The organism is Dyadobacter jiangsuensis, assembly GCF_003014695.1.
Classification (GTDB): Bacteria; Bacteroidota; Bacteroidia; order Cytophagales; family Spirosomataceae; genus Dyadobacter; species Dyadobacter jiangsuensis.
Genome location: NZ_PYAS01000004.1, coordinates 336,510 through 348,959, shown reverse-complemented (window position 1 = coordinate 348,959; position 12,450 = coordinate 336,510). Strand labels below are relative to the sequence as shown.

Sequence of the window (12,450 nt, the reverse complement as noted above, 5' to 3'; positions counted from 1 at the left end):
AGTTGGATTGAGTAGCTCAAAAAACAGATCAGGAACCGCAAACCAGAAGGTATCGCCACGCAGCCCAATCGCGTAGCGATACAACATTGGTAGCAATTTTCGATAATCGGATTGGCGAAATCCCGTCAGGGATGTAACAACATAACAAACGGCATCCCGCCCGTTACAATGCACAAAAGTTGCATGCCCAAGGGCATTAGAAAGGATTTATGGAGACGATAGCTACCAATATTACATGCCTAACGGCATTATAAATGATTGAATAGTCAGGTATTGTCAAGAGTTGTCAGGTATTGTTTTGGACACAACAAATTACTATTCCTGACTACCAATGACTACACATGACTATCCACTCATCCACTCACTCAACCTTCTCAAACTCAAAATTGCCCTTGATATGTTTGTTCAAAAACGTCCCCTTCGAGCCCGAGGCCTTCATGGCCTGGTACACTTCCCAGGGGACGTTTTTGTAGTCATACACCATCCCTGAAACATATACGATGCGTAATGTCTGCTTCTCCTCGTTGTAGATCATCTGCGCAACGACTGTGGATGGCATGGCGGCATTTAGTTGAAATCATCCAGCTTTTCGCGGAGGTCGTCGATCGCCTTGGACGAAATGTTGGAATCCGTAAAAATAGATTTGACGGTGGCTTTGCTGCCGTAAAGACCCGTATTCGCCCTGACGTCGACATCGAGCATGGCGCCGTTCACGGTTACGCCGGCAAAAAGGCCTTTCGCCCGTGAATAGGAATATACTTCCGCTTCCAGCTTGTAATCCGTGGTGGCAGAGGCGTTTTTGCTGACCGGCCCGGCCGCTACCGACACGTCGCCTCCGAGGGTATAGTCCCCTTTTTCAATATTCATCAACGTTTTATCGCTTTTGAACACCAATACCAGGTCCACCGCCTGCACGCCGATCTGCGCGCCTACACTGCCGCCGGTAATAGTCACAAACACCGGATCACTCCATTCTCCGTCTTCGCGTTTCACCATCGCGAGGCCCCGGCCATGCTTCCCGCCGACGATCAGTCCGCCGTTGATCATCCTCGGGATAATGACAATGCCTTTGGAAGCTTCGATCAGCTGCGCGGGGATTTGGATGCCGTTAAAATCACTTAGTACCGCGGTGGCGGCGTTTATTTTGTCTTCTTCTTTATTCTGTGCGAAAGAAGGGGCCGAAAATGCCAGTCCGATCAGGAGGATGGCCTGCGTTTTCATGGATTTTAAATTGTTGAGAAACATAAATGGATGTAATTAATGGGTATAAAAAAGTACTTCAAGGATCGTGCCCGTCTGCCTCTTTGGACGGTATTCCGGCAACGGAAACCCGCATTTGGGCACCAACAGGCCATCATCCGCAACTTTTAACGCACCACTGCGCCATTTCTGATCCGTTGGTATGTTTTTTGATGACAGAATTACCGGAAACAATGTCAATCCCAATCATATTTACTATGGATGCCAAAGCAATTAGTCTGAGCGAAACCGACGTAAAACCCGTTGTGGACCTGTTGAATGACTACCTCGCCAATTACCATATCCATTACCAGAAACTGAGAGGCTGTCACTGGAACATCAAAGGGCAGAACTTTTTCACGCTGCATGTGAAATTCGAAGAATTGTATACCAATGCACAGGAAACGATCGATGAAATCGCAGAACGTGTACTGACCCTAGGTAAGCCGCCGCACAGCCGTTTTGCGGATTACATCAACGAATCGGAAATCAAGGAAATCAATACCATCGGCATGAAAGACCTCGACATGGTGGACGCTGTGCTCGACGATTTCAGCAAACTGATCAGCCTCGAACGCGAACTGCTCTCCGCCACCGAGGAAGCCGGTGACGATGGCACCAACGATATGGTGAACCGTTTCATGCAGTTCAAGGAAAAGAATACCTGGATGCTGCGCTCGTTCGCCGGGAAGAAATAAAAGATACCTATGCACACCTGCGGCCGCGTTTCGGATTGAAACGCGGCTTTTTTTATAGACTCCGGAATAGTTTATTTGCATTGAATCCTATCCATAGCCGATCATGCGCACTATTCCTGAATTCAAGATCAGCCGAATTCCCCTTTTAGCCCCCATCCGCTTTGCGGGCGATCCGCTGCATTTTTTGCGGCAGGGATTCGACGCATGCGGTGATACATACAAAATCAGGCTGTTCAGGGAATTTATCATTACCCGCGATCCGGCGTTTTTCCGGCACGTATTGCAACAGCACCACAAGAATTTCAAGAAAGGCAATTCCGTCAGAATGCTCCGCCCGGTTTTGGGAAACGGGCTGGTGATCAGCGACGGCGATTTTTGGTTAAGGCAAAGAAGGCTTGTCCAGCCTGCATTCCACCGCGAGCGCCTGCTGGATTTATTTAACACGATGGGCGAGCTTACGGCTGCATTCGTCGATGAGCTGGAACAATGCCGTGGGAAGGACGCTATCGATGTGGATGCCAAAATGATGGGTATCACTTCCGACATAGCACTGAAAACCCTGTTCGGGAATATGAACACCGAGGATAAGGATCAGATTTACCAGCAGGTAAGCCGCACACAAACCTATCTGGTATCACGTGCCCGCAAGCCCTACCGCCTGCCATTGATGGCGATCAATGGGGAAGACCGCCGTTTTAAGTCCGATTTGGCGTATTTCAATAACCTTATTTACGACTTTATACGCAAGCGTCGCCTGTCGGGCGAAACACCCAACGACCTGCTCCAACTGCTGCTCGACAGCACCGACGAAGAAACCGGCGAGCAAATGAACGATGAGCAAATCCGCGACGAGGCCATTACCATGTTTGCCGCAGGACACGAAACTTCCGCGACCGGGCTCAGCTGGCTGCTGTGGGAGCTCTCGGCCCAACCGGAGATTGTGGCGAGGATACGAAAGGAAAGTGAAATTTTCGAAGCGACTCCCGGCTTCGAACAGCTCATTCAAATGCCCTACACCCGGCAGGTTGTCGAGGAAGGCCTGCGCCTGTACCCGCCCGCGTGGACCATGACGCGAGAGAGCACGGTCGATCAGGAAATAGAAGGTTATGCAGTTCCAAAAGGCAGTTCGGTATTCATGTCGATCTTCGAACTGCACCGAAACCCTAATCTATGGGAAAACCCTTCTGCATTCAACCCGGATAATTTTCAGGCAGAAACTGTCAGGAACAGGGCGAAATTCAACTACCTGCCCTTTGGCGCGGGACCACGGATTTGCATCGGGCAGCAGTTTGCCCTGATGGAAATGCAGCTCGTACTTTCCGCAATGGTAAAACGCTTCGACTTCGTAAGAGAGCCAGGTTCCAGCGTGGGAATGCACCCGCAGATAGTTTTAAAATCGACCAACGGTATTAAATTGTACCTCCGATAAGCCGACACTAAACGAATTTTATGCACGAATCCATTATTCTCTATCTTTCGCTGGTAGTGGTGATCATGTTCCTGGTCATGCTGGCGCAAAGGATCAAAATCGCTTACCCAATCGTGCTCGTGCTCGGCGGGCTTGTACTGAGCCTTATTCCCGGCCTGCCGTCGGTGGAGATTGATCCGCAATTGATATTCCTGATCTTCCTGCCGCCGCTCCTCTACGAAGCAGCCTGGCAAACCTCCTGGAAAGATTTCTGGAAATGGCGGCGCGTGATCGGTTCATTTGCATTCATTATTGTGATATTCACCTCGTGCGTGATCGCGTACGTATCGCAGGCGGTCATACCCGGATTCACGCTCGCACTGGGCTTTTTGCTGGGCGGTATCATTTCCCCGCCCGATGCAGTAGCTACCTCCTCCATTCTGCAAAATGTGAAAGTCCCCAAGCGCCTCATCACCATTGCCGAAGGTGAAAGTTTGCTGAACGACGCATCCTCATTGATCGTTTTCCGTTTCGCATTGGTAGCGGTTGCTTCGGGGAGTTTTGTCCTTACCGACGCAATCGGCAGCTTTTTTCTGGTCATCGGGATGGGCTTTGCGATCGGCTTGGGCATTGCCCTGATCTTTTACGCCATCCTCCGCTGGCTTCCTACGACACCGAGCATCGATACGATCCTGACGTTCGTAGCGCCTTATGCGATGTACATCGCCGCTGAGGAATTTCATTTTTCGGGCGTGATTGCCGTCGTCACCGGCGGGCTCTTCCTTTCGCGTAACCAGCACAGCATTCTGAGCCATTTGAGCCGCATACAAGGCATCAATGTTTGGTCGACAGTCGGTTTTGTATTGAACGGCATTGTGTTCATGCTCATCGGGCTGGAACTGCCGGTCATCATCCAAGGCTTGGGCGATGCATCACTCGGCCAGGCTATCAAATATGGGCTGATCATTTCAGCAGTAGTGATCATCACCCGAATTGCGAGCACGGTAGGCGCGTCCATTTTCACCGTGTTTATAAGTCGGTTCATCAAAACCGCCGACAGCAGTCCGGGTTACAGGATGCCCATTATTTTCGGCTGGGCGGGTATGCGTGGGGTGGTTTCGCTCGCTTCGGCATTGTCAATTCCACTGCTGCTCGACAACGGTCAGCCGTTTCCCCAACGGAATATGATTCTCTTCATCACTTTTGTGGTGATTTTGGTAACACTGGTTTTCCAGGGACTTACCCTACCAGCCGTAGCCCGGTGGATGCAAGCCGAGGACCGCGATTACGAAATCCCCGCACAAGAACAGGATGTGATCATCCGCCGGAAACTCGCAAAAGCCTCGCTGGATTTGATCAATGAGAAATATGCGGATGAAATCGACAGCCACGAACTTCTACGCGGATTGAAGTTCAAGCTCGAAAGTGACCTGGGCTTTCTCGATCACGTGAAAGAATTTGAAGAAGCAAAAGCCAGCCATGCGTATATAACACGCTATCAGGACATTAACAAGGATCTACTTGCCCATAAGAGGCAAATTCTGCACGAATTCAATAAAAAAGAAACCTACGAGGAAGAAATCATCCGCCAGCACCTCGCCCAGATCGACCTGGAAGAGGAGAAGGTACGGCAGCAGTTTTTGCATCTTGAGTAAATGGCCCCATTGAATGGCGAAATGCAAATCGCGTAGCGATGAAATATCGGTAGCCACAACGCAGTCACATTCATCGAAAATCCCGTCAGGGATGTAACAACAAACCCGGCGGCGACACTGTTCTATGCGTTGTTGTTGCATGCCCAAGGGCATTCGCCATATGCATACTGGTTGCGGTTTGCTACGAAGGTTATATGCCTGACGGCATTTAATCCCTATTCAAGATCGTTCTCATTCACATATTCACTCATTATTAACCCAACATCCCTCTCACCGGCAACACTACCGATACCATCTTCTGCCCTCCCTTCTCCCGATCAAAGAAATAATCCAGCCGCCCGAGGTTAATACCGGCAAAGCCGACCTGGTTAATGGTCGTAACCTTACCATCCAGATTCAGGATATTTTCGGGCTCCTTCATAAACGAATGCGTGTGGCCGCCGATGATCAGGTCGATATTGCGTGTGGATTTGGCCAGAATCTGGTCCGAAACCTTGTTTTCCTTGTATTTGTATCCCAAATGCGAAAGGCAGATCACGAAGTCGCAATGCTGTTCGTTTTTAAGCATTGAAGCCATTTCGTTAGCTTTCGCGATCGGGTCGAGATAAACGGTTTCGAGGTAATTCTTTTTGTTTACCAACCCTTCCAACTCGATACAAACCCCAAAAACACCGATTTTCAACCCCTGCTTTTTAAATACCTTGTAAGGCTGTGTTCTGCCTTTCAGTTCGGTATTATTGAAATCATAATTACTGACCAGGAACGGGAAGTTCGCGTGCGGAAGCTGTTTCGCAAAACCGGCGATGCTGTTGTCAAAATCATGGTTACCCATCGTCGCAGCGTCATAGCCCATCTGGCTCATGATCGTCAGTTCGAGCTCGCCGCCGTACAAATTGAAATACGGCGTGCCTTGAAAAACATCCCCCGCGTCCAGCAAAAGCACATTCGGCTGCTCAGCTCGGATTTGCTTTACCAATGCCGCCCGCCGCGCTACCCCGCCAAGCCCCTGATTACGCGAGCCATCCATCGGGAACGGATCGATACGGCTGTGCACGTCGTTGGTATGGAGAATGGTAAGCTGCACGACTGAATCGCGTTGAGCGAAGGCCGGTACAGAACCCAAACCCAATGCAGCAGCGGCGAGGCCACCCTTTCTGAGGAAATCCCTCCTATTTATCTGAAACAATTCTTCCATCGAGCTGAGCGGTTATTTTCTTACCCTGACGCGTCAGGTCACTGATATTTTCAAACAATGCTTCCCTTACTTTCTGATTGATTTCATGGCGTTCCAGCGGGTTGCGGAGGCATTCCAGCTCGTCGCCGCCATCGGCCAGGTAGTCGTAGGTAAGCAGGTTGTAGGTCTTGTTTATATCAAAGGGTTCGCCGCCGATGGTAACGTCATAGGCTTTGTTATCCCTGATTTTCATTCGGATGCCGGACACTGGTTCGCCATCTTTTTTAGCAATAAAATCAATCACCTGCTGCACATTCGGCCCCGACAATTTGAGTACCACCATCTCATTTTCAAACGGCATGAGCTCGAAAACGTGGGACACCGTGATATTACCTTTGGGAAAAGTGGTGCGCAGGCCACCTTTGGTCGCCAGCGTGAATTGAATGGCAGGATCTTTCTTCAAACCTTCTTTAAGCATCGCATCGGCGAAAAAGTTACCCATGAGGGTTTCCGGGGCCGAAGGCTTGGTGAGCGCCACTTCTGTCTGCCCCACGACCCGGTTCATTTCGGCCTGCATTTTGTCCTTATACGGCTGATAGTACCGTATTATAGCAGAATCGGCACCGACCTGCTGGTCGATGCCGTATTGTTTGTATTCGCTTTTGGAAACGGTGAGGTGCTTCTGGCACGAAGCCATCAGGCATAGGCCCGCAAGCAATGCTGCACCCGATCTGAAAGGAGTTTTCATAGTGTAATTTAAAAACCTGAAATTACATCTGAAACTCCGAAATTCCTGCTACCAGCCGTCATTCTGCCGCAGATTCGGGTTTGCGTCGATCTGCGACTGTGGGATAGGATAAAGTTCGAGGCGCGGCGCGTAGGGTACCAGCACGTTGCCGACGATCTGCTCGTCGGTCATCGCGCCGATTTCTTCCTGCAACGTTCCCCAGCGCCGGATATCGAACACGGTATTAAACTCCCCGCTCAGTTCCAGCCTGCGTTCGGTGCGGATGGCCGTGCGCAATGCGGCTGTACCGGCGGCCTTGGAAGGTGCGGCCTTCGCACGGGCCCGCACGCGGTTGAGCAGCGGAAGCGCATCCGCAGGCTTACCGGTTTCGACCAATGCTTCGGCAAGCATCAGCAGCACATCCGAAAACCGCATTTCGATCAGGTCCGAGCTATATCCCTGCACAGGTGCTCCGGCCGGGCGTGCTTCCCGGGCGAGCTTCCCGAAGGCGATACCATATTTGAAATCATCATGTGAAAATGGCTCCTTGGTCCGCTGGTTCAGGTAATGGGAGGTCTTCGGGTCATAAATGATACTGTCACCCGGCTCGGCTCCCGCACGTGCTCCGCCTGTGAATGCATACCTGGAAACCAGCGTATAGTCACGCCTTGTATCGGTTTTGTCGAATAGTTTATAGAAGTCATAAGTCAAACCGTAGTTCGTCTGCTCATCGCCATTTACCAGGCCGGACGGGAATAAATGGAACGGCAATATGTTACCATTCTGGTTCGAAGGATTGACGAAATAGCCGAACGACAGCACGATTTCACGGTTACGCTCATTGGCCAATGCAAATACATCGGCGAAGTTGGGAAGCAGCTCCATATCGTACTTTTCCTCATTCACTGCGCCCACGAGCTCGCTTAGCTTTTCAACGGCCTTCTGATAATTTTCCGTACGGTTCAAAGGCTTGCCTGCCATGGTAAGATACACTTTGCCCATCAGCGCCTTCACCGTGCCTGCCGAAACACGTCCCAGCTCCGCCCCGCCGCGCGAATCCGGCAGGATGGTTTCGGCAAATGCGAGATCGGCCAGGATGGCTTCATACACCTCTGCATCGGTTGCACGGGGCGCGAAAATGAGGTCTTTTTCCTCAAACGACCCGATCTCCTTCAATATCAGCGGCACGCCGCCAAACAGCCTGACGAGGTTGAAGTAGGCATAAGCCCGCAGCACGCGCGCCTCGGCGATGTACGGGTCCGCTTCCTCTTCCTCACCGGGAACAGCCAGCTTTGCATTACCGATGACGGTATTAGCCCGGTAAATAATCTTGTAAAACCGCGCCCAAACCGATTCGAACGCGCCCGAAACGGGCGTATGCGCAAAACGATAGTACGGGTCCGCGCCGGAGCCGAGAATACCGGCGGTTGCATACCGGTGGCCCGATTCGGCCAGCACAAAACGATTGAAAATATCGGAGTGGTCGGTGGTCGTCCAGGCCTGATACACCCCGATCGTCGCCTGGTTCAGGCCGTCCTCGTCTTTGAATGCCACATCCTTGCCCAGGGAAGAATAGGGCGATTCTTCGAGATTGTCCTTACAGGATGCAATGGCCAGCAGCGCCAGCAGCATTACGGATATCTTGATATGTATTTTCATGTTTTCAGATACATTGGTCAACACTAGAAATTGCAGGAGAACCCGATGGTATACGAGCGCTGTGCGGGATATGCACCGTAGTCTATACCCTGTTGCAGCAGGGACTGCGCATAAGAGCTCACTTCGGGATCGAAGCCGGAGTAATTGGTCAAGGTCCAGAGGTTGGTGCCCGTCACAAAAAGCCGCGGGTTCTGGATCGGGCCGAGCCTCGGGAAGGTGTAGGAGACCGTCAGCATTTTCAGCCGGGCAAAACTGCCGTCTTCCAGCATCACAGAGTTGATATCTCCCGACGCGATCCCGCGCTGCACGCCCGGGTATTTCGGATTGTTGTGCGGGTTAGCCTCGGTATAACGGTGCTGGAACCACTCTTCCGACTGGTTGAACCCTACCCCACCATAATCGACAACGCCATTGCTGATGTAGAACCGCGTGAGGTTGAGCACGTCATTTCCAACCGAACCGGTAAACAATGCATTCACTGCGAAGTTTTTCCAGGTAAAGTCGTGGCTCCATCCGAATGTAAAGTCCGGTGTGGATTTGCCGAGTTTCACACGGTCGTCTGCGGTAATGATACCGTCACCATTGACATCCGAATATTTCCAAGCGCCATAAAGCGGATTTCCTTTCGAGCCGGCAGGCGCAGGGCCTTCGAACGTAGGAAATTTGGGGTTACCGTTGGCGTCGAAATCGTCTTTCTGGCTCAGGCCGTCTACACGGTATCCAAAAAACTGTCCTACTTCCTGCCCCGGAATCAGGATGCCCGAAACACCTCCCAGCAGGTTACCATTGATACTCACGTAATCGGGCTGGGTGCGGTCGCCGAGGTTGACCAGCGTGTTGACGTTTCTCGAAATATTGAGTCGCGTCGAGTAGTTCACATTCTTCTTCTGAATGATATTCCCCTGAATACTCAGTTCGACTCCGCGGTTACGCATCGTTCCATAGTTGTCGATGATGGTACCAACGCCCGATTGGGTAGGCACCTTCCGTTGTTGCAGGAGGTCGGAGGTGACTTTGTTGTAATAATCAAAACTAAGCACGATCCGGTCTTTGACCGCATTGAAGTCAACTCCGACGTTGAACTGCTTCGTCCGCTCCCAGGAGAGGTTCGGGTTGGCGATCGTATTCGGGAACACGCCCGTATTGATCACCGCGCCGTCACCGCCGGGCCCCATTTCATAAAAACCGGCGCTGTATAACGACAGCGACGAGTAAGGTGAAATGGCCTGGCTACCGGTTTCACCATAAGACGCGCGGAATTTGGTGTTGGTAACGAAGGTAACGCCCTTCATAAATTCCTCCTGGTCGAGGTTCCACGCCACCGCTACCGCCGGGAATATGCCGTACTTTTTATTCTCCGCAAATGCGGAAGCGCCATCCGCTCGGACCGAAGCATTGAGCACATACCTTCCTTTGAAAGTATAGTTGGCCCGCAGGAACCCTGACTGCAAAATGCGTTTCTCCTTATACGAAGCGATCACCTGCGAGGAGGCCGTACCGATATTGTCGACACCGAAAAACGGCACATCGAAGCCGGAAGAGTTGGTGTTGACGAATTCAACAGTCTGGTCGTTATATTCCACACCCAGCGTCGTATTGAGATAATGGTTCTTCCGGAAAGTCTTTTCGTATTGCAGGTAGGAATTGAAGTTATAGCTATACGTATTGGCTGTATTGTTGCTGCCCTTTCCTTTCACCTGATTCCCCTCGGCCGTGGACGGCGGCAGAAATACTTTACGCCGGGTGAGGTTCTGGTTACCGGCCAAGCTTACCACCAGTTGCAGCCCGTTGGCGATCTTGAAGTAATTCTCGATGTTCAGGATCGAATAATCGCTCTGCGTCACATCGGTTTTCGCCATCAGCTCATTATAGGGATTGGAAAAATAATAGCCCTGGTAGTTGGGAATACCTAAACTGTTGTTGCCCAGGTAATCGAGTTCCAGCGTGGGCGCAGCGCGCAGACCGTCCATGAGTCCGCCCGAGCTCGGCCACGCACGCGAAGCAGTCACCGCGCGGTTGGTTTTCTGGCGGGAGAATGAAAGCTGGCCTTTGACCGTATACCAGTTGTTGATCTCGTTATTCAGATTGACGCGCAGGCTTGCCCGGTCGTTGTTAGAGTTGATAATCGTGCCTTTGTCTTTGAGATAATTACCTGAAATGTAGTACGACGACTTGGGGCTGCCGCCCGAGAGGCTCAGCGTAATGTCCTGCCGGAAACTCGGTTGCGTAATAGCGTCCACCCAGTCGGTATTCGTCATCGCACTGTCCAGGTTTTCAAATGGCGGGTTGCGATCGGTAACACGGAAGCTTTCATTGATTACCTCCGCATATTGCCGCGAGTTCATCATCCGGATCGGATTAGCTACCTGGCCGAACGAAGTCTTATTGACCAGCTCCACGCGGCCCTCGCCCCGCTTGCCCGATTTCGTCGTGATCAGGATTACCCCATTGGCCCCGCGAGAACCGTAAATGGCTGTTGCAGAAGCATCTTTGAGGATTTCCATACTTTCAATATCGTTCGGATTGATGCCGTACAAGCCGTTTTGTGTATAGGATCCGTAGAAATTGGCCCCCGCCTCGCGGTAAGGGGGCATCGGGAAGCCGTCGATCACGTAGAGCGGTTCATTGTTCCCGCTCAGCGAGTTGTTACCACGTATCCTCACCACCGCTGACGCGCCCGGTTCACCCGAGCTTTCCACCACCTGAACACCGGTTGCCCGGCCTTGAATGGCCTGGTCGATGGTATTGATCACCGCCGACTTATACTCCTGCGAGGCCACCCTCGAAGTCGAACTTGCCAGGTCGCGTTTGCTCTGGGCACCGTACCCTACCACCACAACTTCTTTCAAAGCCTTGGCTTCCGGAATGAGCTGCGCGTCGTAAGTACTGAGGCCGGTAATAGGTACTTCTTTAGTGGTGAATCCCACAAAGCTGTACACCAATATGCCGCCTTTCGCGGGGACTTTCATCTGGAAAGAACCGTCGGGCTCGGTAATGGCCTGAATCTGGGTTCCTTTTACCAAAACGGCCACTCCGGGCATTCCTGCTCCCTTTTCGTCCTTTACCACGCCCTTGATGGCGCGCGCATCGGGACCGGCGTCCGTCTCCCCTGACGGGGCGGGTTTTTGCGCGGTAGCGGAGTCGGGCGCTGCATTCTGTGCCGGCTGCGCTGCGTTGGCATTGCCTGTTTGCGCGGGCTTGGCAGTGCTGTCGGGCTTGCCGGCCGGCGTTACGGCGTTTTGTCTATTCAATGAATCTTTTTGAGGAGCCGGCTTGGCCAGCGGGTCGAAATTCTGCGAGGGTTTCACCAGTGGTGAGGAGGAGGATTTGGAAGCAGAATCGGTGGTATTTCGAGGCTTGGGGAGGGTATCGGAGGCCGGTCGGGTTGATGCTGGATCAGGTTTCTGGACCGGGTTGGTGAGCGTATCGGGCTTGGTCTTTCGGCTTGAATCCGGCCCGGCCTGCTGTGCGTGACTTCGGGATATCGGGCCGGAGAACAGTAACAGAAAGAAACCGATCCTCAGGAAAATGAGCGGGACCGAACTGGGTACAGGCTCATTGACTCGTTGAGTTTTTCTCATATCAATCTTGGCTAAGTGACGGGGCGAGTGCCCGGAAAATTATGTTGATTAGCCAGTACCCGACAAAAACCATACCGCTATGTTCCCCCAGGTGATAAAACAGTCACTCCCGTAGCTCTAAAAATTTCTACAAATCAATTTAGAATTACATCTATATAACTAACCTATGCTGCTATATGAACCAAGCCTTCCCAACGGCTTGCCACACCTCAAATGTCCACTTGATCGTAATTTTTCAAATATCTATGAAACGCGTCCTATTATTTTTGGAAACATCCCGCTTACGATTACATTTGTCAAAACGCCCAC

At 51.7% G+C, this 12,450-nt stretch carries 9 protein-coding genes; 3 read left to right on the top strand and 6 right to left on the bottom strand.

Features of this window, described 5'->3' with window-relative positions:
- Window positions 1-361 precede the first annotated feature (361 nt).
- Together CLV60_RS09955 and CLV60_RS09950 are read right to left on the bottom strand one after the other, a co-directional pair.
- Window positions 362-559, bottom strand: coding sequence for a KTSC domain-containing protein (locus tag CLV60_RS09955; protein WP_106595227.1), 198 nt, complete (start codon window positions 557-559; stop codon window positions 362-364).
- Between the two features lie 8 nt (window positions 560-567).
- Complete coding sequence (locus CLV60_RS09950) at window positions 568-1,221, bottom strand: lipid-binding SYLF domain-containing protein (protein ID WP_229210900.1); 654 nt, start codon at window positions 1,219-1,221, stop codon at window positions 568-570.
- Window positions 1,222-1,457: 236 nt separating this feature from the next.
- Here CLV60_RS09950 and CLV60_RS09945 point away from each other — a divergent pair, with 236 nt between their 5' ends.
- From CLV60_RS09945 to CLV60_RS09935, 3 genes are all read left to right on the top strand, one after another.
- A complete protein-coding gene (locus tag CLV60_RS09945) occupies window positions 1,458-1,937 on the top strand; it encodes a Dps family protein (protein WP_106595225.1) in 480 nt (159 codons plus the stop codon).
- Window positions 1,938-2,040: 103 nt separating this feature from the next.
- Window positions 2,041-3,366 carry a cytochrome P450 gene (locus CLV60_RS09940; protein WP_106595224.1) on the top strand — a complete coding sequence of 442 codons (1,326 nt, stop codon included), beginning with the start codon at window positions 2,041-2,043 and terminating at the stop codon, window positions 3,364-3,366.
- 20 nt (window positions 3,367-3,386) lie between these two features.
- Window positions 3,387-5,000 (top strand): Na+/H+ antiporter, encoded by a 1,614-nt coding sequence (locus CLV60_RS09935; RefSeq protein ID WP_106595223.1) that lies wholly within the window; start codon window positions 3,387-3,389, stop codon window positions 4,998-5,000.
- 253 nt (window positions 5,001-5,253) lie between these two features.
- Here the strand turns inward: CLV60_RS09935 and CLV60_RS09930 are convergent, their stop codons facing one another.
- Genes CLV60_RS09930 through CLV60_RS09915 form a run of 4 tightly spaced genes read right to left on the bottom strand, consistent with a single transcriptional unit; the run spans window position 5,254 to window position 12,141 of the window.
- Window positions 5,254-6,195 (bottom strand): bifunctional metallophosphatase/5'-nucleotidase, encoded by a 942-nt coding sequence (locus CLV60_RS09930; protein WP_106595222.1) that lies wholly within the window; start codon window positions 6,193-6,195, stop codon window positions 5,254-5,256.
- Complete coding sequence (locus tag CLV60_RS09925; RefSeq protein ID WP_106595221.1) at window positions 6,170-6,922, bottom strand: 5'-nucleotidase C-terminal domain-containing protein; 753 nt, start codon at window positions 6,920-6,922, stop codon at window positions 6,170-6,172. The genes CLV60_RS09930 and CLV60_RS09925 overlap by 26 nt, the downstream gene beginning before the upstream one ends.
- A 48-nt stretch (window positions 6,923-6,970) precedes the next feature.
- On the bottom strand, window positions 6,971-8,560 hold the full coding sequence (locus CLV60_RS09920) for a RagB/SusD family nutrient uptake outer membrane protein (protein ID WP_106595220.1): 1,590 nt from the start codon (window positions 8,558-8,560) through the stop codon (window positions 6,971-6,973).
- A 23-nt stretch (window positions 8,561-8,583) separates the two neighbouring features.
- Window positions 8,584-12,141: a SusC/RagA family TonB-linked outer membrane protein gene (locus CLV60_RS09915; RefSeq protein ID WP_106595219.1), complete on the bottom strand. Its 3,558-nt coding sequence runs from the start codon at window positions 12,139-12,141 to the stop codon at window positions 8,584-8,586.
- Window positions 12,142-12,450: the final 309 nt, after the last annotated feature.